At 48.2% G+C, this 20,380-nt stretch carries 22 protein-coding genes; 5 read left to right on the top strand and 17 right to left on the bottom strand.

Annotation, left to right across the window (positions count from 1 at the left end):
- Positions 1 to 34 precede the first annotated feature (34 nt).
- The 15 genes from T497_RS0114215 to T497_RS0114140 form a co-directional block, all read right to left on the bottom strand.
- Positions 35 to 496: a GNAT family N-acetyltransferase gene (locus tag T497_RS0114215; protein WP_028516192.1), complete on the bottom strand. Its 462-nt coding sequence runs from the start codon at positions 494 to 496 to the stop codon at positions 35 to 37.
- 26 nt (positions 497 to 522) lie between these two features.
- Complete coding sequence (locus T497_RS0114210) at positions 523 to 1,131, bottom strand: DUF3592 domain-containing protein (RefSeq protein ID WP_196243048.1); 609 nt, start codon at positions 1,129 to 1,131, stop codon at positions 523 to 525.
- Positions 1,132 to 1,160: 29 nt separating this feature from the next.
- On the bottom strand, positions 1,161 to 1,760 hold the full coding sequence (locus tag T497_RS0114205; RefSeq protein ID WP_028516190.1) for a DUF3592 domain-containing protein: 600 nt from the start codon (positions 1,758 to 1,760) through the stop codon (positions 1,161 to 1,163).
- A gap of 23 nt (positions 1,761 to 1,783) precedes the next feature.
- Positions 1,784 to 2,635 carry an agmatinase gene (gene speB, locus T497_RS0114200; RefSeq protein WP_028516189.1) on the bottom strand — a complete coding sequence of 284 codons (852 nt, stop codon included), beginning with the start codon at positions 2,633 to 2,635 and terminating at the stop codon, positions 1,784 to 1,786.
- Positions 2,625 to 3,476 carry a polyamine aminopropyltransferase gene (gene speE / locus T497_RS0114195; RefSeq protein WP_024862200.1) on the bottom strand — a complete coding sequence of 284 codons (852 nt, stop codon included), beginning with the start codon at positions 3,474 to 3,476 and terminating at the stop codon, positions 2,625 to 2,627. The genes speB and speE overlap by 11 nt, the downstream gene beginning before the upstream one ends.
- A 228-nt stretch (positions 3,477 to 3,704) precedes the next feature.
- The gene (locus T497_RS16990; RefSeq protein WP_051530691.1) at positions 3,705 to 4,202 is read right to left on the bottom strand and encodes a hypothetical protein; all 498 of its coding nucleotides are present in this window, start codon (positions 4,200 to 4,202) and stop codon (positions 3,705 to 3,707) included.
- Positions 4,203 to 4,256: 54 nt separating this feature from the next.
- Positions 4,257 to 5,708 (bottom strand): aminotransferase class I/II-fold pyridoxal phosphate-dependent enzyme, encoded by a 1,452-nt coding sequence (locus T497_RS0114185; protein ID WP_028516188.1) that lies wholly within the window; start codon positions 5,706 to 5,708, stop codon positions 4,257 to 4,259.
- Positions 5,701 to 6,471 carry an adenosylmethionine decarboxylase gene (gene speD, locus T497_RS0114180; protein WP_028516187.1) on the bottom strand — a complete coding sequence of 257 codons (771 nt, stop codon included), beginning with the start codon at positions 6,469 to 6,471 and terminating at the stop codon, positions 5,701 to 5,703. The genes T497_RS0114185 and speD overlap by 8 nt, the downstream gene beginning before the upstream one ends.
- Positions 6,472 to 6,897: 426 nt before the next feature.
- Positions 6,898 to 8,805: a substrate-binding and GGDEF domain-containing protein gene (locus T497_RS0114175; protein WP_028516186.1), complete on the bottom strand. Its 1,908-nt coding sequence runs from the start codon at positions 8,803 to 8,805 to the stop codon at positions 6,898 to 6,900.
- A 134-nt stretch (positions 8,806 to 8,939) separates the two neighbouring features.
- Entirely contained in the window at positions 8,940 to 9,683 is a 744-nt protein-coding gene (gene recO / locus T497_RS0114170) for a DNA repair protein RecO (protein WP_037325226.1), read from the bottom strand.
- Positions 9,684 to 9,849: 166 nt separating this feature from the next.
- On the bottom strand, positions 9,850 to 10,743 hold the full coding sequence (gene era, locus T497_RS0114160; RefSeq protein WP_028516184.1) for a GTPase Era: 894 nt from the start codon (positions 10,741 to 10,743) through the stop codon (positions 9,850 to 9,852).
- A complete protein-coding gene (gene ybeY, locus T497_RS0114155) occupies positions 10,743 to 11,255 on the bottom strand; it encodes an rRNA maturation RNase YbeY (protein ID WP_028516183.1) in 513 nt (170 codons plus the stop codon). The genes era and ybeY overlap by 1 nt, the downstream gene beginning before the upstream one ends.
- Complete coding sequence (locus T497_RS0114150) at positions 11,248 to 12,216, bottom strand: PhoH family protein (RefSeq protein ID WP_028516182.1); 969 nt, start codon at positions 12,214 to 12,216, stop codon at positions 11,248 to 11,250. Before T497_RS0114150 ends, ybeY begins: the two co-directional genes overlap by 8 nt.
- A gap of 5 nt (positions 12,217 to 12,221) precedes the next feature.
- Entirely contained in the window at positions 12,222 to 12,734 is a 513-nt protein-coding gene (locus T497_RS0114145; protein WP_028516181.1) for a CYTH domain-containing protein, read from the bottom strand.
- A 150-nt stretch (positions 12,735 to 12,884) separates the two neighbouring features.
- Positions 12,885 to 13,631: a hypothetical protein gene (locus T497_RS0114140; RefSeq protein WP_028516180.1), complete on the bottom strand. Its 747-nt coding sequence runs from the start codon at positions 13,629 to 13,631 to the stop codon at positions 12,885 to 12,887.
- Positions 13,632 to 13,887: 256 nt separating this feature from the next.
- On the opposite strand from T497_RS0114140, the gene gap reads away from it, so the two are divergent.
- Positions 13,888 to 14,925: a type I glyceraldehyde-3-phosphate dehydrogenase gene (gene gap / locus T497_RS0114135; protein ID WP_024861751.1), complete on the top strand. Its 1,038-nt coding sequence runs from the start codon at positions 13,888 to 13,890 to the stop codon at positions 14,923 to 14,925.
- A 287-nt stretch (positions 14,926 to 15,212) separates the two neighbouring features.
- Here gap and T497_RS0114130 read toward each other — a convergent pair whose 3' ends face one another.
- Positions 15,213 to 16,247: a zinc dependent phospholipase C family protein gene (locus T497_RS0114130; protein ID WP_028516179.1), complete on the bottom strand. Its 1,035-nt coding sequence runs from the start codon at positions 16,245 to 16,247 to the stop codon at positions 15,213 to 15,215.
- A 32-nt stretch (positions 16,248 to 16,279) separates the two neighbouring features.
- A complete protein-coding gene (locus tag T497_RS0114125) occupies positions 16,280 to 16,795 on the bottom strand; it encodes a hypothetical protein (protein WP_028516178.1) in 516 nt (171 codons plus the stop codon).
- A 276-nt stretch (positions 16,796 to 17,071) separates the two neighbouring features.
- Here T497_RS0114125 and T497_RS0114120 point away from each other — a divergent pair, with 276 nt between their 5' ends.
- From T497_RS0114120 to T497_RS0114105, 4 genes are all read left to right on the top strand, one after another.
- Entirely contained in the window at positions 17,072 to 17,845 is a 774-nt protein-coding gene (locus T497_RS0114120; RefSeq protein WP_028516177.1) for a GH25 family lysozyme, read from the top strand.
- Positions 17,842 to 18,801 (top strand): type I phosphomannose isomerase catalytic subunit, encoded by a 960-nt coding sequence (locus tag T497_RS0114115; protein ID WP_028516176.1) that lies wholly within the window; start codon positions 17,842 to 17,844, stop codon positions 18,799 to 18,801. The genes T497_RS0114120 and T497_RS0114115 overlap by 4 nt, the downstream gene beginning before the upstream one ends.
- A 13-nt stretch (positions 18,802 to 18,814) precedes the next feature.
- Positions 18,815 to 19,771: an ROK family protein gene (locus T497_RS0114110; protein ID WP_028516175.1), complete on the top strand. Its 957-nt coding sequence runs from the start codon at positions 18,815 to 18,817 to the stop codon at positions 19,769 to 19,771.
- Between the two features lie 147 nt (positions 19,772 to 19,918).
- Positions 19,919 to 20,341 (top strand): SMI1/KNR4 family protein, encoded by a 423-nt coding sequence (locus T497_RS0114105; RefSeq protein ID WP_028516174.1) that lies wholly within the window; start codon positions 19,919 to 19,921, stop codon positions 20,339 to 20,341.
- The last annotated feature ends 39 nt before the right edge of the window (positions 20,342 to 20,380 follow it).

Genomic DNA, 20,380 nt, shown 5'->3' with positions numbered 1-20,380 from the left:
GATAATATCCTTTCAATATTTTAGTTTCAGCATATTATCTTATTTTCAGCTTCATATTTGTAAAGCCTGTGTTTTCTACCTCAAAGCCCATTTGCTTATAAAGCTTGAAGCCGTCCTCGGAGGCTTTAAGCTCGATATAGTCAAGCTCCATTACCTTTGCGTCTGATATCAGGAGTTCCATGAGCGCTGTAGCTATACCCTGTCGGCGGTGGCTCGACTCGGTAAATACGTTCAGCACCGTTCCCACACGTCCGCTGGGGAAATTGGGATTGGGCGGAAGCTCCCTTACTGTAAGGAATGCCGAACCGATTATCTTTCCGCCCTCCTCTGCAAGATATGCAAAGAAGTCGCAGTTAAGGTGGTCTGAGTAATACCGCGGCAGCTTAGCCTTTATCTGAGCCGCCTGCGCAGTAGTCATATCGGGGAAGTCCTCGCGGAGATACTTCATGCGTATCTCGGCAAGTCCCGAAACATTCTGTGCTCTGAAAATGTTCATATCATATCCTGCCTTTCTTATTGCGTTTATCCTCTGTAGTCGTCATTGGGATCATGATCGTTTTCTTCGTCATTATTTGCCTTGTTCTTCTTTGAAGCACGGAGGATTATTATAATAACAAAAGCCGTCAGCACTGCCAGCATTATTATCGGTACAACAAGTATAAGAATAAACGTACCCGATATCTTGTGTCCGAAGTCATCTATTACCTTGGTGGGATTATACTCGGGATCGTACATCTTGCCGGGGTTAGCGTCCGAAATAAGGACATTCACCTTGTCTCCCACCTCATATTTCTTCTCACTTGAAGCTACGCTGCCTGCAACACTGTAGGTCTTGCCCCTGTATTCGTACTCATAAACGGGAGTATAGACCTTGCCCGTTTTGGTGTCGGCAATGCTGTTGCCGGGACCGCCGTCCGATTCTCTGACGCGGTTTTCGGTAATGACCGCGGTAATAGGGACATTATACTGAGTAGTGTCCTTTCTTATTGCGTCGCCTACGAGATTTTTTGCCATTATGAACGGTATTATACCGCCTACAGCCACAAGAAAAATCACAACTGCGGCAGCAATTATTATGATCCCAGCAGGATTTTTTCTGTTTTTCGTATCATTATAAGAATTATTATCCATATTTTCCTCGATATCATTCATCTTACGGCTTACAGCGCCTTGCTTTTTTCGTTCTCCCAGTATCTTTCGACGCATCTGTACTCATGGAGCGAGTACAAAACAGGTCCTACGGACATCAGCAGTCCGATAATGATAAAAGCGATAGGAGTTCTTTTCTTTGCCTTGTAAGCAGGCACATAAATATGGTCAGGCTTGTCGGGATCGACGTAAACGTCTACCTCCTGTCCCACGTAAAGCTTGCCCTTGTCGGAGTAGGTATCTCCGTCATAGATATGCTTCTCGCCGTTATACTCATAGCTGAACACGGGAGCATAGGACGGCGACGAATCCTCATCAGATATAGAAGAGCTGACAGCGAATGAATCCACCTTGCCCTTGACAAGTACTGTGCAGTCGTGCTTAGACTTGATAAGCAGACCTACCTGAACCATTCCCAGTATGAAGAACACCAGACCGCCAAGTATAAAAAGAAAACAAATACGTATGCGTAGCTTCATAAAAGCTTTATTTGCTTTAAGGCTTTCATTTGCTCTTGTTTCCAGATCATTCTTTTCGCGGAACTTATCCACCATAGCTTCACGTTTCAGTGTGAAGTCGTCCCTGTTATCATTATTAAAATTATAGTCCATATCATTTCCCCCATACAGACTTTTTATGAAAGAGCCAGAAGCATTTCCCTGATTATCTTGCAGGCAACTGCTGTGGAAACGCCGCTCTGGTCGTAAACGGGACTGAGCTCGTTCACGTCGCAGCCTACGATGTTGAGCCTGCTGCAAACCAGCGTCACAGCCTTTCTAAGCTCCTCGAAGGTCACGCCCCCTGCCTCGGGAGTACCCGTGCCCGGGAATATGGACGGATCAAGCACGTCAAGGTCAAGGGTGAAATAAACGTTCTTTCCCTTGAGCTTCTCAACGACCTCTTCAAGCCCGTCGAAATTGAATTTATGCATTTCCGTATGCTTGTCCGCAAAGTAAAACTCCTCGCGGTCACCGCTGCGGATACCGAACTGGAAGATATGACCGTCACCAACAAGCTCGTGGCAGCGTCTCAGCACACAGGCATGGGACATCTGCTGACCGAGATAGTCGTCGCGGAGGTCAGCGTGTGCGTCAAAGTGAACGATATAAAGGTCGTCATACTTGTCATTGACCGCCTTGACCGAGCCCAGAGTTACAAGGTGCTCGCCGCCTATCATAAAGGGCAGCTTGCCGTCGGAAAGTATCTTCTCTGAGCGTGCTGTGATATCGGCAACCGCCTGCTTTGTACTGCCGAATGGGAGCTCTAAGTCTCCGCTGTCGAAGTAGCTGTAGTCGGTCATTTCCTTATTCTGGTAAGGACTGTATGTCTCGATACCGAAGCTCTCATTGCGGATAGCCGAGGGTGCGAACCTCGTTCCCGGACGAAAGCTTGTAGTACCGTCGAAGCCTGCTCCGAAGAGGACTATCTTAGCGTCCTCATATTCGCTGTCGCAGGCGATAAAGGTCTGTATATTCTTATTCAACATCTCTGAGAAGCTCCTCTACATAGCACGGGAGAGCAAAAGCTCCCGTATGGAGTCTTGGATTGTAATAGCGCGTCTTTATGCCGAGCATACTCCATTTTGTGCCGTTATAGTCGTTAGTCGGGTGATATTTCTTTGAAGCAAAGCCAAAGAGCCAGTGTCCCGAGGGATAGGTCGGGATATGAGCCTGATATACCTTGCTTATGGGGAAGCTCTCCACTATGCGCTTGTGCGAGCGCTGCATAGCGGCTGCGTCCTCGTCGTAAAACGGGCTCTCATGCTGATTTACCATGATACCGTCGTCGCGGAGCGCTTTGAAGCAGCTTCCGTAGAACTCCTTGGTGAAGAGTCCCTCGCCAGGACCGAAAGGATCGGTGGAATCCACGATTATAACGTCATACTGGTCTGTACATCGGCGGATAAACTTCACGCCGTCCTCGTAGTATACGTGAACTCTCGGATCGTCGAAACGGCAGGCTGTAGTGGGCAGGTACTTCTTGCAGACCTCCACAACAAGCTCGTCTATCTCCACAAGGTCTATGCTCTCAACAGAGGCATAGCGCGTAAGCTCGCGGACAACGCCGCCGTCGCCTGCGCCGATGACAAGTATATTCTTGGGATTCGGGTGTACAGCCATAGGCACATGAGTTATCATCTCATGGTAGATGAACTCGTCCTTCTCCGTCAGCATCATGTAGCCGTCGAGAGTGAGGAACCGCCCGAACTCCTTAGAGTCGAAAACGTCGATACGCTGGAACTCGCTGTTGCCGCTGTAGAGCTGATGATCGACCTTTATTGAAAATTTAACATTAGGAGTATGTCTCTCCGTGAACCATAATTCCATACAATACCTCCGTTCTATGATACCCATTATGCTTTGCAAAATGGGTATCACTCCCAAATGTAGGGGGCGATGCCCACATCGCCCCGCTTAATTGCGGAATATAGTCGGGCTGATGTGGGTGACTCCCTACAGTGTAGGGAGATGTCAGCAAAGCTGACAGAGGGTACGGGTGCTTGTTAAGCATCAGCCCCTACAAGCTAACATCAAAAAAACAGTTAGCTCCGCAAATTATTTTTTATCAGCAGGCGGACCTCCTGCGGGATTAACGCCTGCAAGCTTCAATGAAAGCTTCAGGAATATCGGTGTTACGATAAGAATGATGATATACGCAACCACCAGACTGAGTATAAAAGACTTTATGAACATTGTCGCAAAGGGTGGGAGCACTGCGTGTCCGTGGCTCATCTTCATTACCATTTTGCGTACTATGATTATCATTGACAATGTGAGTATCGGAGTGTATATGATATCCGAGATAAATGCAGACACAAGCTTTGCAGGAACACTGTTCTCTCTCAGCTTCATTGCTTTGCAGGCTCCGTCCTCAACTTTTTTCATAGGCACTATCAAGCCTATTATCAGGCTGAGCACCGTGCTTGCGCCGAAGCTTATGAGAAACTGCGTCATATCGAATTTATCCGCTGACACAATAGAGTTCGTAAGCGAAAGGCAGAAGCTCATGGTAACTCCCATAAGCACACTCATGATGATACCTACTTTTTTCATATACATTTCCCCCTAAATAAAAAATAACAAAAATGCCGCCTTTATTATGCCGACTTATATATCAAGGACGTTAAGTCTCTCGATTTTTATATCCTCTGTACCTGTCATCTGACAGCCCTTTTCCTTGGCGTACCTGATATACTCGATTATCTCGGGAGTTATGAGCTCTCCCGGAGCAAGTATTGGTATACCGGGCGGATAGCACATTACAAACTCGCTGCAAACGTGTCCTGCCGCTTCTTCAAGAGGCAGTGAACGCTTGGGCGCATAGAACGCCTTTCGCGGAGTTTCCGTAACTACAGGACTTATATACTCCTGAGTGAGCATATGTGCGCTGCTCTTTCCGAAGCGGCGCTTTATCTCGGCAAGAGCGCTGATAAGGCGCTCGATATCGCGCTTTCTGTCGCCTACCGAGATGTAAGCGAGAACATTGCCGATATCGCCGAATTCTATCTGTATGTCGTACTCGTCGCGGAGAAGGTCATAGACCTCGATACCTGCAAGACCTATGGGCAGGGTATAGATACTCAGCTTTGAAACGTCAAAGTCATAGATACTGTCGCCGTTGATAAGCTCCCTTGAATAAGCGTAATATCCGCCTATCTCGTTTATCTCCGAGCGGGCGTATTCTGCCATTTCAACAGTCTGTGCAAAAATCTCACGCCCCCCGAGAGCAAGTCTCTTTCGTGAGATATCCAGACTCGACAGAAGCAGATAGGAAGCACTGGTAGTCTGAGTTAAATTTATCACCTGACGCATATAGTCGGCGTTGATGTTCTTTCCCATGAGCAGGAATGAGCTCTGGGTAAGACTTCCGCCAGACTTGTGCATACTTACGGAAGCACAGTCCGCCCCTGCCGCCATAGCGGTTATGGGGAAGTTCTCTCCGAAGTAGAAATGGGTGCCGTGAGCCTCGTCAACAAGCACCAGCATACCGTGCTCATGGGCAAGGTCGGTTATCCTCTGCAAATCGGAGCAAATGCCGTAGTATGTTGGATTGTTTATCATTATAGCCTTGGCGTCGGGATTGTCGCGGATAGCCTGCTCCACCTGTGAAACAGACATACCCAGCGCGATGCCAAGCTGATGATTGACGTCGGGATTTACGTAAACAGGCACAGCGCCTGTGAGTATCATCGCGTTTATAGCGCTTCTGTGGACATTTCGGGGCATGATTATCTTGTCGCCCTCCTTGCAGGCGTACATTATCATGCTCTGGACCGCAGAAGTAGTTCCGCCCACCATGAAAAAGGCGTTAGCCGCGCCGAATGCCTCAGCCGCCAGCATTTCCGCGTCCTTGATGACGGATACGGGGTGACAGAGATTGTCGAGAGGCTTCATGGAGTTGACGTCAACGTTCATGCAGTCCTCGCCGAGGAACTCGGTAAGCTCCATATTTCCTCTGCCGCGCTTATGTCCGGGGACATCAAAGGGCACTACTCTCATGCGGCGGAATTTTCTCAGCGCCTCATATATCGGCGCATTTGTCTGGGAAAGCTCAGCCATTTCCGAACACGTTCCTTCCGCTGAAAATTTCTATCATCTCCCGCTTCAGCGCGTCTGTTATCTCAAGTCTGCGCCTTGGAGGAAGCTCGTTCACATCTGTATTGAACAGGTAATTCTGCAAGTCAAGCTCCTTAATGAGCATTTTTGTGTGGAACATATTCGCCTGATATACGTTTATGTCCACAGCGTCGTATTTATCGAGTATCTTTGAGTCGATATAGTCCTGTATGGAAGTGATATTGTGGTCGATAAAGAGCTTTTCGCCGTCCAGATTACGGGTAAAGCCTCTTACCCTGTAGTCCATGGTGATGATATCCGAATCGAAGCTTCCGATGAGGTAATCGAGGGCTGTCAGCGGAGTTATCTTGCCGCAGGTAGCAACGTCGATATCCACACGGAAAGTAGCGATAGAGGTATCGGGGTGGAACTCGGGGTAGGTATGAACGGTAACATGGCTCTTGTCGAGGTGAGCTACAGTTTCAGTGCCCCCTGCGGGTATCATAGTATCGTCGGCGATAAGGAAGGTAGCAGAAGCGCCCTGAGGATCGTAGTCCTGACGTGAAACGCTGAGCACCTGTGCTCCTATCATCTCGGTAAGATGAGTCATGATATCTGTTATACGCTCGGAGTTGTACTGCTCGTCAACATAGGCGATATACTCCTGCTGAGAGCGTGCCGTCTTGGCATAACAGACGTCGTATATATTGAAGCTCAAAGACTTCGTAAGGTTATTGAATCCGTAAAGTTTCAGTTTATTCTCCATAATACCACACCTTTAAACAAAAAATGCACACAAAAGACCTTATCAGCCATTGTGTGCATGAAATATTATGCGGAAAACGCAGAAACTTCATATACGGTTTCAGAGTCTATACAAGCAAGTACTACCTTTTACTACTCTTATTGACCTTTCACAAGCTGATGAGAACTTATAAAAACTTTATCGACGCACAGTCGAATCAATAAGGCAACAGAAAGTTGCCAGCCGATAATTCGGCATTCGGCATTTGACCCGGCTGTCCGTATGGCCTCGACTCCGAAAGGAGTGGTCAATAGTCTTGCGCTGAAACCGAAGCTTCTTTTGCAATTCAGTTTATTTTACCACATTTCAGCCTTTTTGTCAATAGCAATACATATTTTATATCAAGGCAAAACGCACAAAAAAAGCTGCCGTGTTCCCACAGCAGCCTCAGTCCTCTCGGAGCTTTTTGCGCTTCACCTTATTTTCATACATTCGGGTATCTGCTATCTTGATATACTTGTCAAGAGGCTCGTTCTCATCGGGCACCTCGCAGAAGCAGCCGAGGCTGACTCCCACAGCATAGCCCTTTTTCGCAGAAGCGTTATACCTTGTAAGATAGTCGTAGATATACCTGTAATGCTCCTGTATCTTATCGGGGGTGTAGTTTCCGCAGCCTATGATAGCGAACTCGTCGCCGCCTGTACGGGCGCAGACCTCGTTCATCTCACAGGAGGTATTAAGGGCGTTCGCCACAGCCGTGATAGCTGTGTCTCCCTCTATATGACCGTAGTTGTCGTTTATCATCTTGAGCCTGTCAAGGTCAGCAATGATGATAAAGAGCTGTTTTTTCTCCTGACAAGCCTTGCGGAATATGCCCTCCGCCATACGGTTGAAGCCGTGACGGTTGTAGATACCTGTAAGGGTATCACGGATAGAGCTCATGAAAATACGCTGATTTATGCTGAGCAGCTTTGTACGCACGCGGAGGAACTCCAGCGCAACGCTGATATTCCTGTTCCAGAGAGCAAAAACATTGCTTGCCGCACAGCGTATATCGCTGAATCTGAATACCGAATAACCGAAGCACCTGTCCATGAAGTGAACAGGCAGCAGGAAATAAGTAGACGGCTCGCTGCAATACTCGTCGATAAAATGAGGCAGGATATCGTTTGAACGGAAGCTCCTGCTGGTAAATTCCGTCTTTTTTCTGGTATAGACCATTCTTGCTTCCATTAAGGCAGCATAGCCCTCGCGGACGTAGTCTCCCTCGTCGCCCTCGATGTTGTCCCAGTTTTTATTGAGGCAGAGCATATAGGTATCCAGCCCGTTTATAGCGTAAACAAAGCCGTTGAGCTTATGCAGGAGCCCGTCAAGGTTCTCCTCCTCCATAAGGCTTTCCAGCATACCGCTCTTCTTGAAATAATTCTCGTATCTTACAACGCGGTTATGGTACTCCTCACGGGTAGAAACGCTGTGATATGTAGCGCTGCCGCAGCCGCAGGAACGTGCAAACAGCAGTCTTCCGTGAGCAAGAGTCTCCACAGGCTCAACAGTAATGCCGCTTATCTTCTTGTGGAGTATGCATACTGCTCTTGCGCCCATGCGCTCATTTTCGGGGAGCACCGTTGAAATGGACGGGATATTCAGTATAGCGTCATTGCTGCCGTCATAGCCTGAAATCCTTATATCCTCTGGGATATTTTTGCCGCCCTTGACCAGTGCGCTGGCAAGATACCTTGCCATAGTATCATTTGCGCATATAACAGCTTCGGGCATTTCTCTTTTGCCCTCTATGAACTCCTTGGCAAGTCTCTGTGAGACTATCTTCCAGAAATCGCCGTAGACTATGTCTCCCTCGCCGATCTCCAGACCGTGCTTTTCCATAGAGTTTTTATAGCCTGCAAGTCTTGTCTCCGCAGGCTTGCTGCCATCGGGACCTGTAAGACACATTATCCTGCTGCAGCCGTGTACCTCGATGAAATGGTCGGTCATCTGCTCGAAAAGCTTTGTATCGTCTGCGTAAATGCTGTCGCAGAAATCGAAGTCGTGGTCAAGAGCCACAACAGGTATGCCCCAGTGAGAGAACACCTTCACGAACTTGTCGATAAGGTTCTGGCTGGCGAGATTACCTGCCATGAGCACAACGCCGTCTATTATATTCTTTTTAACAAGGGTGAAGATATTCTCCTCGCCCTGCTGAATGAGATTGCCGCTGTCAAGATTGAAAGCCATGAGGAAGGTCAGAACATCGTAGCCCAGCTCTTTGCACTGCTCAGAAATTCCCACAAAAATACGGTTCATGTAGTCGTTGAACACATCAGCAGCAATAACAGCTATTGTTTTTTTCTTCTTCACAGTGCGCACCTCCCCTTCAATGCATAAATAGACATTATAATTATACATCAAAAAAAGCAATAATGCAATAACTTTTTCATTATTTGCGCTAAAAATCATAAAAAAAATTACATTGAAGCCAAAAATTCAGTCTTTCAGAGAAGCGACCTGTAGAAATCCAGAGTCCCGAAGCTGCGCTCCAGATGAGTCAGCGCATAGGACTCCGCCAGTGCCGAAAGTCTCTGCTGAGTGCCCTCGGACACGCGAAAATTGAAAAGCCTGCCCATATCCGCAAGAACTATATGCCGCACAGCGCTGAGTACAGGCAGTTTTATCTTCATAAAGTCGTCTGCGTTCTCGCTCTCGAAGCAGTCTGCGCAGAAGAAGCCGCCGTCGCGGATACAAAAAAAGAGCTCCCCGGGCTCAAAAACGCCGCAGCCTCTGCAAGCCACGATATCGGGCATATAGCCTGTCTCGGACATCAGTCGCAGCTCGAACACTGCTTTGAGGAAGGCTTCATCACGCTCGCCATTTTCAAGGTAGTGGAGACAGTTCAGCATGAGCCGCAGTATATCCCCGTTCTGAGTCTCAGGTCTTATGCAGAAGCGAAGCACCTCCGCAAAATAAGAGGCAAGGGATATCTTGGTAAGGGACTCGCGGAGCCCGTAAAAAATATGTATCGGCTCTGCACTGTTGAGGTACAGATAGCTGCCCCTCTTGTCTATGCAGAACCGAGAATACGCCAGAAGCTGAGTAGAGCTGCCCGATTTTCCGTTTATTTTCCTTGCGCCTTTGACGGAAACCTCGATAACTCCGCTCTCCTTGGTGAGTATATCAATGAATTTGTCCTGTTCTCCCACAGAACGCTCTTTAAGGACGATGCCTTCAACAGTAGTCATGTTTATCTTCCCTGCAAGCCGAATACCGCAGATAGTCCTCTATCCTGCCTGTTTCGGCGAATTTATCCCATAATATATCTTCATTCATAAAAAGCCTCCGCAGATAAGATACGAGCCATAGCTCTGAAAATATCATCTGCGGAAAGCCTGTTATTATTTGCGGTAATTATTTCTCGGAAAGTCCGAAGCTCCTGATGAGATTCTCCCTGTTGCGCCAATCCTCCTTGACCTTTACCCAGCACTTGAGGTTGACCTTTATCTGGAAGAAGTCCTCCAGCTCTATTCTTGCGGCAGTGGAAGCCTTTTTCAGCATAGCTCCGCCCTTGCCTATGACTATGCCCTTGTGGGACTCCTTCTCGCAGTAGATAACAGCGGATATATCAAGGATATCCTTGTCCTCGCGCTCGGTCATCTGCTCAACGCCTACAGCTATGCCGTGAGGCACCTCGTCGCTGAGGAGCATAAGGAGCTTTTCACGTATCATCTCTGCCGCCAGCACCTTTTCAGGCTGGTCTGTTATCATATCCTCGGGGAAGAAGTGCACGGACTCCTCTGAAAGAGCGATTATCTCGTCGATAACTATGTCAACGCCGCTGTTCTCCGTAACGCTTACGGGAACTACCGCCTGAAACTTTATCTTCGAGGTCAGGTCAGCGATAACAGGAGCAAGCTCGTCCTTGTTTTTAAGGAGGTCTATCTTGTTCAGCACAAGGATAACGGGCATTTTCGAGTCGTTCATAGACCTGAGCAAATTCAGCTCCTGCTCGTTTATCTTCTTGGTGCAGTCCATAACAAACACTACCGCGTCGATGTCGCTTACGGACTCCTTGACGGTATTGAGCATATGCTCGCTGAGCTTGTTCACGGGCTTATGTAATCCCGGAGTATCGAAGAATACCAGCTGAACGTCGTCTATATTGCGTATGCCCGTGATACGGGTACGGGTAGTCTGGGGCTTATTGCTGACAGAAGCTATCTTCTCGCCCACGATAGCGTTAAGGAGCGAGGATTTTCCTGCATTTGTACGTCCTGCGATAGTAACGAAAGCCGTTCTTGACATCAGTTGTTTTCTCCGTTGATAACAAATGTAGCGTCTCTGGAGATACCAAGCTTTTCAAGGACAGACTCTTCCTTTTCGCGCATGATACGCTGGTCGAGCTGGCTTGTCTCGTGGTCGTAGCCAAGCAGGTGGAGCATTGAATGAACGGTAAGGAAGCCCACCTCTCTCTCCAGTGAGTGACCGAAGTTCTGAGCCTGCTTTACTGCTGTCTCCAGTGAGATAACAACGTCGCCAAGCTGAACTGCGCCTGTCTCGGGATTTATCTCAACAGTGCCGTCCTCGCTTGTGAGCGGGAATGAGAGAACGTCTGTTACAGCGTCCTTGTTTCTGTATATTTTATTGAGATTCTTTATCTCATTGTTGCTTACGAATGAAACGCTTACCTCTGCGTCCTTTCCGAAATTCTCTGTAGTGAGTACTGCCTGACAGCATCTTCTGATAAGGAGTCTGATACCTACAGGTACCTTCACCTCTGTCTGATTGTTCTTTACATAAACTTTTAACTTAGCCATGATAATTCTTTCTCCCTTCATTGTATTTTTCATAAGCCTTGATGATATCCTGTACTAATCTGTGTCGCACAACGTCTTTCTCGGTAAAGCGGTGTATCTCGATATCATCTATACCCTTGAGCACCTTAATGGCTTCCACAAGTCCCGATTTCTTGGTGTCGGGCAGGTCTATCTGCGTGATATCGCCTGTGATGACCATTCTGCTCTCGTTTCCCAGTCTTGTGAGAAACATCTTGATCTGCTCGGAGGTGGTATTCTGAGCCTCGTCGAGGATAATGAAAGCTTCGTCGAGTGTACGTCCGCGCATATAAGCCAGCGGAGCCACCTCGATTATCCCCTTTTCCATGTATCGTGCAAAGCTCTCTGCTCCGAACATATCGAAAAGTGCGTCGTAGAGCGGACGAAGATAAGGATCCACCTTATCCTGAAGATCACCTGGCAGAAATCCCAGCTTCTCGCCTGCTTCAACGGCAGGACGGGTAAGGATTATCTTCTTTATCTTATGCTCGCGGAACGCCTTTACAGCCATAGCAACTGCAAGATAGGTCTTGCCAGTACCCGCAGGACCTATTCCCAGAACTATGGTATTATTTTTTATAGCGTCGGTATAGCGTTTCTGACCGACGGTTCGCGGACGGAGTATCTTTCCCGAGGCGGTCATGCATATGCCGTCGCCTCCAAGCTCCTGAAGCTCCTGCTCGACTCCGTCAGCCACCATAGATGTGACGTAGCGGACGGTCTGCTCGTTGACAGAATTGCCGCTGCTTGCCATTTTCATAAGAGCCTTCAGAGCCTTTTCAGCGCCCTCGGTATCGCCGTCACCGATAATTTTAATGCCCCCGTCCCTGCTTACGACGGTGACATTGAAATCCTTCTGGATACCGCTGATATTGCCGTCAAGCTGACCGAATAATGCGGAGAGCTGCTCGGGGCTGTCAGCGGGTACAAATTTTTCCGACATTGAATCTATTCTCCAATCTGCTGTTCGGGAAACGCCCCTGCTGCTGCAAGAGCCGCATTGGAGTAACGCGGATCATCGGATACTTCCTTTATAACTCTGACCTTGTCGGGGAAATCGATAGTCTGCTCGGGAGAGCTGAGCTCCAGCTCCATGATAGCAAGCTTATCCGAAAAGGGATATTTATCCATTTCAAAGAGCTGCCCCTCATAGTCAAAGCAGTAGCGGACTTTTTCCACAGGCGGACAGTCGCCGCGGTGCTCTTTAAGGAGCTGCTGATACATTTCGCCGCTTATCTCGGATTCATTTTCCTCTCTTGTCACAGGAGTAAGAAATATCTTTTCCGTGTAGGTATATTTAACACTGCCGTTCTCGTCCACGTACCTTACTCTCCGCTGCGAGCCGTTGCTGCCGCTTTTGAGATAGGTCTGGACTATAGCTATCCTGCGCTTTACATCCAGCAGTGAAACATCGGGAAACTCAACGAGGAATTTCCTCTCGATCTCATAATTCTTTCCCATAAAAGCACTCCAAAACGATGAATTTTTCGCTGAGATCTTTCAACATTTTTATTATACAACTTTTTTTGAATAATGTCAACAAAATTTTCAGATTATTCTGTCAATATTGCTTAGTTTTACGAAATTGTCACAATCCTGTCACAATGGGCTTCACATATTGCCCAGCATAACGCCGAAGGGATCAAAGCTGTCCCTCTCGGGCTCTGCCGAGGCAGCCTCCGCAACAGCCCTGCTATTGCCGTCACTAAGCGGAATACCAACTGTCAGCGCATTGTCCGAGAGCTCTGCGCAGGCGCCTATGCGCTCTGCAAAGCCCATGCATACTTCACGATAACGGGAATCAAAAATATCGGTCTGTCCCACATGGGATTCGTCCACAAATGTCCCCAAAGCCCTGACAGAAATGTTTAAAGTTTTCAACTTCTCACCGCAGGACACCTCAAAGGCGTTTTTTCCGCCCTCGCCGCAAGCCGTGAGCCGTCTCACAAAGCTCAGCAGCAGAAAGCGCAGAGCCTCCCTGTCAGTCCTGATATAAGAAGCCGAGGTCTCGCCTACCGTTACAGTGCACCTGCCCTTTGAAGCCGCCTTGCAGCTTTCGGCGAAATCCCTGAGAAAGGCGTCTGCACGTATCGTACTCATATCCTCGTCGGTGAGCTTTTCAGCCGTGAGAGCCTTACTGAGCTGAGCACTGCGCATAAGGTCGCAGCACATCGCCATTATGCCGTCAATGAGCTGTTTATCCTGCTTTGAGTGCTTTTTCTCCGCAGACTCGCTGAGCGTCTCGCAGGCAGCCGCTATACCCGACACAGAGCGCCTTATCACATTTTCCGTGCTGCTTATGAGCTCCGCAGCAAAGGGGCTCCCGAAAAATTCCCCGAAGTCTTTGTTGTTGTCCATAGTATCTCCAGTCTCTCCGCAAATGTGCAGAGACATAATATATGTATATATTATACACCATTTGAGTAAAAAAAGAAATAGTTACAGTGATGATTTGGTACAGTAAAATGCTGACAAAATTTTTCGTTTCAACAGTGCCCGTTTTATACAATCTGTGATTTTATAGAAAATTCTGTTATTTTTTTATCGAACCACTTGAAAAAATTTCTCAGTTGGGGTATAATTAATTCATACAAATTTTTAGGAGGTATATCCAATGTCAGTTAAAGTTGCTATTAATGGTTTCGGCCGTATCGGTCGTCTTGCATTCAGACAGATGTTTGATGCTCCAGGTTATGAGGTAGTTGCAATCAACGACCTTACAAAGCCTTCAATGCTCGCTCAGCTTCTCAAGTATGATACAGCTCAGGGCGGTTACTGCGGAAAGATCGGTGAGAATCTTCACACTGTTTCAGCAGACGATGAGAAGGGCACAATCACTGTAGACGGCAAGACTCTTACAATCTACGCTAAGGCTAACGCTGCAGAGCTCCCATGGGGCGAGATCGGCGTTGACGTTGTTCTCGAGTGCACAGGTTTCTACTGCTCAAAGGACAAGTCACAGGCTCATATCGACGCTGGCGCTAAGAAGGTTGTTATCTCAGCTCCTGCTGGTAACGATCTTCCTACAATCGTTTACAGCGTAAACGAGAAGACTCTTACAAAGGATGACAAGATCATCTCAGCTGCTTCATGCACAACAAACTGCCTCGCTCCTATGGCTAAGGCTCTTAACGATTATGCTCCTATCCAGAGCGGTATCATGAGCACAATCCACGCTTACACAGGCGATCAGATGATCCTCGACGGTCCTCACAGAAAGGGCGACTTCAGAAGAGCAAGAGCTGGCGCTGCAAACATCGTTCCTAACAGCACAGGTGCTGCTAAGGCAATCGGTCTTGTAATCCCAGAGCTCAACGGCAAGCTCATCGGCTCTGCACAGAGAGTTCCTGTTCCAACAGGTTCTACAACAATCCTCACAGCTGTTGTTAAGGGCAGCAACGTAACTAAGGAAGGCATCAACGCTGCTATGAAGGCTGCTGCTTCCGAGTCATTCGGTTACAATGAGGATCAGATCGTTTCTTCTGACGTTATCGGCATGAGATTCGGTTCACTCTTCGATGCTACACAGACAATGGTTGCTGAGATCGGTGACGGCCTCTACGAGGTACAGGTTGTTTCATGGTACGACAACGAGAATTCTTACACATCACAGATGGTAAGAACAATCAAGTACTTTGCAGAGCTCGGCTAATAGCTGAAACTAATGCAATATCAAAGGGCGTTCATCACGAACGCCCTTTTTAATTTGTAATTCATAATGCATAATTATTGCATGAACGCGAACACAATGTAGGGGGCGATGCCTACATCGCCCCGTAAGTATTGTATAGATAAAACGGGCTGATGTGGGCATCAGCCCCTACAGACACAATTTTGTTTGCAACGTAATTAACGGGCGCCGAAACGGCGCCCCTACTTAGTTCTTAGCTCTTAGCTCTTAGTTCTTAGCTCTTAGCTCTTAGTTCTTAATCCTTAGCTCTACAAAATAGTAAACATCTGCTCCATATCACGGGGATCAAAGGGCACCAGCCCGTTTTTTCTGCGAGAGAGCACAAGTCCGTTGGTATTTCCCACAGGTGTGAGAGTAAAACGCCCCTCAAAACGGTGGGCGGCACGGAAAGCGCTGCCGAAACGGGTATTGACGGGAACGCCCTCAAATTCAAAAGTGATACCATGCTCGGTAAGCCTTATTTCAAGGGTTGGGAAGTCCGCAAAGGGACGGCAGGTCATGCCGTCGGCGACATAGTGACCGTGGATAGCGTCTACCCTTGTATCGCGGTAGAATCGGTACAGAAGTGCCGCAACTGCCGTCTCCGTATCGTAAAGGCGGTGTTTTATCTCAGCCTCGGGAGCTGTAAATATCTCAGGTATCTCGCTGCATATGGCAACTGTATTTTTGTTCAGGGCCGCGGTGAAGCTGCTTCTCTTGGCAAAGCGGCGGAGCTGTTCGTATTTGATGTGCTGCTCAGGGATAAACTCGGGATACATGGCACGGGCGAGGTTCTCATAGCTCATGTGGACACCGCGCTTGCTGGAAAAATAGGTCATTTTCGCCGCATGGGGCAGACAGCACATATCAGCCAGCATATGGACGGCACGGGCAAGATAGACTGCGCCATGCTTCACGAAGCCGCCGCAGTGCATAGACAGCGCCATGGTATAGTCCTCCTCGAACATGGTTCGGGCGCTCTTTGCGAAAAGGTCTTTTCCGTTTTTATAATAGCCGCGAACGGTCTTCTGCGGTTTGCCGTTGGTGGCGCAGCCGCAGTAATAATGCCTGCCTGCACCGTTTTCGCGGTCTCCCTTAACATCTGCAATTATGGTATAGGGCAGCATTATCCCTAAATTCGGGCGTATCAGCGCTTCTGCCTGCGGAGAGACCTCCCCGAGAAGCTTCAATGCGCGAATGAGTATCTCCTGATGTATTTCACTTGGCGGCAGAAGCTTTTCTGCCGAGTAGCTGTCGGCGAGCCATTGAAGCTCCGCGGCGGCTTGTTTCCATTTATTCTGCATATATCGCTCCTTTCAGTCGCTTAGCCCTTAGCTCATAACTCCTCCATACTGCCTGATGAGCTTCTCTGCCTTTCCTCCATTTTCCGAGCATAAGGGTCCTTTATGGCTCGCTGTACTCTGTCCATGTCGTACTCTTTCAGCTTAGGCTCAAACTGTGGAAAGCCGTCCTGCTGTTCGAGCCACCTGTATTTCTTTATATTCATGAAGTTTCTGGCAGCGAACCACCCGAATACGCCTATCTCCAGAATTCCCAAGAGCGAAATACCGTTAGAAAAGAACAGAGCTGATATCTCCGCAAAGAGAAGCACTCCTGCCGCTATAGCAAGAGCCGAATCCTTCCTGTATGCGCTGAAAAAGCCAACTGCCGAAGCTGCCAGCCCAAGAACTGCGGTCAGGAGCGCCGTCTTGTTAAACGTCATCACAAATGCAAACAGCATCCACAGCGACATAACGACATTCGCTGCAAATACTATAAGTATCACTGTGTCTTCTTTTTTTATTTTTTTCATCTGCGTCCTGTTCTGTTTGTATTCTTCTTCAAAATCCATGATATGTGCCTCCTATTATATTGTATCAAGAAAATTCTATCATTTTTCCGCCGATATGTCAATACACATTAAAAATCACACCGCCAGCAAACAACGGGGCGCCGAGTACGGCGTCCCCTTCAGCTTAGTTCTTGGTCTTTAGCTCTCTTTCCAAGTTCTGCAACGGAATTTCACGAAAACTCTTGACTATTTCAGCGTTTTAGTTTATTATAATAGAGTATGACTTTTTGCTCCGTTCCCTTTCGGGAGCGCCGCTTTGGAAGGTGTTGCCCGTATATGAAGACCTTAAAACGTAATATCCTTTGTACCCTGCTGGGCTCAGTCTTTATGACAGCCACCGCGGCAGGCGCTATGCTGTTTTCCACAGCCAAGGTAAACAAGGCTAAATATCCCGTTTTCGGCGTTGACGTATCAAACTATCAGGGCGATATCAACTGGCAGGAGCTTGAATCACAGAACGTTTCCTTCGCCTTTATAAAGGCTACCGAGGGCAGCGGTCACACTGACGAGTCCGTAAGGCGCAACCTTGACCGTGCCGCAGGCACAGGCATAAAGGTCTCGGCGTATCACTTTTTCAGCTTTGACAGCGCAGGCGATACTCAGGCTGACAACTTCATCTCCGCTGTCGGCAGAGATGAGATAAATATGCCCCCCGTTGTGGATATCGAATACTACGGCGACAAGCGCAAAAACAAGCCCTCACAGGCAGAAGCAGAAAGCATACTGAAGCCTCTTCTCAGCAGGCTTGAAGCCTATTACGGCGTAAAGCCCATTATATACACAACTCTCCCCGTTTATTTCCGATACGTCAGGGAAAGCTTCTCCGACTATCCCCTGTGGATAAGAAGCGTGAGCTTCGAGCCCGACCTTATGGACTGGAAATTCTGGCAGTACAGCGACAAGGGCACTCTCACAGGCTATAACGGCGACGAGGAACACATCGACCTCAACGTATATAACGGTTCCGAGGAGGACTTCGAGAGAGAATTTGCAAAAAGCACTAAAAAAGCGGATGATTCCGCGGTTTCTACAAGAAAGGCAGCAACGTGAGACCATTTTTTCTGAAAGCACCTATCAAGGATTATATATGGGGCGGTACAAAGCTCCGCACTGTTTTCGGCAAGGAAAGCGATACTGAACGCCTCGCCGAAAGCTGGGAGCTCAGCTGTCACCCCGACGGCGAGTGCACCATAAGCGGCGGCGACTTCGACGGCATGAAGCTCAGCGACTTCGTGAAGCAGCACCCCGAGGCTGTGGGCAGCAGCTTTAAAAGCGGCGACAGCTTTCCCGTGCTGGTAAAGCTCATCGACGCAGAGAAAGACCTGTCCGTTCAGGTACACCCCGACAACGACTACGCACGCAAGCACGAAAACGACAGCGGCAAGACCGAGATGTGGTACGTTATCTCCGCTGACATCGGTTCGGAGCTGATATACGGCTTCAAGGAGGAGCTCACCAAAGAGGAGTTCCGACAGGCTATCGAGGACAACACCCTCATGGACAAGGTGAACCGCGTTCCTGTCCGTCAGGGCGACGTTTTCTTCATAAAGCCGGGTACGCTCCACGCTATCGGCAAGGGCATTCTCATTGCCGAGATACAGCAGAGCTCCAACGTCACCTACCGAGTTTACGACTACGGCAGGCTGGGCGCTGACGGCAAGCCCCGCGAGCTCCACATCGAAAAGGCACTGGACGTTACAAATACAGTCCCTGCCGAGCCGAAAAGCCCTGTTTACGGAATGGAGCTTGACGGCGTTGTCACTCAGCTTCTCGCAGACTGCGAGTACTTCAATGTAAACCGCCACAGGATAATCAAGGAGCTTGAGCTCTATGCAGATAAAAGCTCCTTTGCACACGTTCTGATGATAGGCGGCAGCGGCGGCGAGCTTGTCGCTGACAATTACACATTACCGCTTACTATGGGCTCAAGCGTTTTTGTTCCCGCAGGAACAGGCGCATTTGCTATAAAAGGAAATTGTGATATAATAGTCACAACTATCCAATAAGGAGGATATAAACATGAAATATTACGTAGGTATCGACCTCGGCGGTACAAACATCGTTGCAGGTGTAGTTGACGAGGAATACAACATCATCGCAAAGGCAAGCACCAAGACAAACTGCCCTCGTCCCGAAAAGGAGATCGCAGACGATATGGCAAGAATGGCTCTTGAGGCTGTCAAGAATGCAAACCTCACTATCGACCAGATAGAGTGGATAGGCGTTGGTACACCGGGTATCGCAAACAGCGAGACAGGTATCATCGAGTATTCAAACAACCTCGGCTTCAAGAACACTCCTATGGTGAAGTACATACAGGAGACTATCGACAAGCCCGTATTCATCGAGAACGACGCTAACGCAGCAGCTTACGGCGAGTTCGTTGCAGGTGCTGCAAAGGGCGCTAAGAACGCAGTATGCATCACTCTCGGCACAGGCGTCGGCGGCGGTATCATCATCGACGGCAAGATATACTCAGGCTCTAACTTTGCAGGCGCTGAGATAGGCCACACAGTTATCGAAGTTGACGGCGCTCAGTGCTCATGCGGCAGAAAGGGCTGCTTCGAGGCTTATTCCTCAGCTACAGGTCTTATCCGCATGACAAAGGAAGCTATCGCAGAGCACCCTGACTGCATTATGGCTCAGTCCGAAAAGGAAAAGGGCAAGGTAACAGCACGTACATCATTCGACTGCATGAGAGCAGGCGACAAGTACGCAAAGGCTGTTGTTGACAAGTACATCAAGTACCTCGCAGCAGGTATCACAAATACTATCAATATCTTCCAGCCCGATATACTCTGCATCGGCGGCGGTGTCTGCAATGAGGGAGATCCGCTTCTCCTGCCAATGAAGGAGCTCGTTGCAAAGGAAGTTTACACACGCAACTCACCCAAGAATACCGAGATAGTTATTGCAAAGCTCGGAAACGACGCAGGTATCATCGGTGCAGCATTCCTCGGACGCGCAATCGGCTGATTTTCTGTAGGGGCTGGCGTTCTCGACAGCCCGTTAAATAATGAAATAAAGCCACAGCATTTATCGTGCTGTGGCTTTTTTGTTGACATATCCATATTTTCAGGTTATAATTTCAGTATAAAACCCCGGAACCAAGGAGAAAAACTCATGAAAACGACACTCGATAAATTAAAGCTCTTACTCGAAAAAGCAGGTATTTCCGATAAGCTCAATCCTCCTGCTTCTATCAATGACATAGTTGAATGGGAAAATATACATAATGCCGTAATTCCCGAAGAAATAAAGGAATTTTTACAGTTCTCTGACGGTTTTGAATATGGCTGGGGAACAATCGTTGTTTTTCCGCTTGATAAAATAGAAATAATTGAAAACTGGGACTCCGTGCCTGATGGCTGGTTAGACCTTGGTTCGATCATAGGAGACGGTGCATATTTGGTTTCAAACGAAAACGGCGAACTTTATTTAGCCGATCACGAGAACCATGATGAGCCTCTCCGTAAGTTTTCATTGAAGGACTGGATAGAAAATCGTATATTTGAAAGGATCGAAGAAGATTATGATATTGAATGATCTGCGCTAATAAATTACCAAAAACACCCCCGAAAGCAA

The sequence above is a fragment of the Ruminococcus flavefaciens MA2007 genome (assembly GCF_000621845.1).
GTDB classification, from domain to species: Bacteria; Bacillota; Clostridia; order Oscillospirales; family Ruminococcaceae; genus Ruminococcus; species Ruminococcus flavefaciens_E.
The sequence above is the reverse complement of the archived record's forward strand: the minus strand, read 5'-3'. Positions and strand labels throughout refer to the sequence as shown.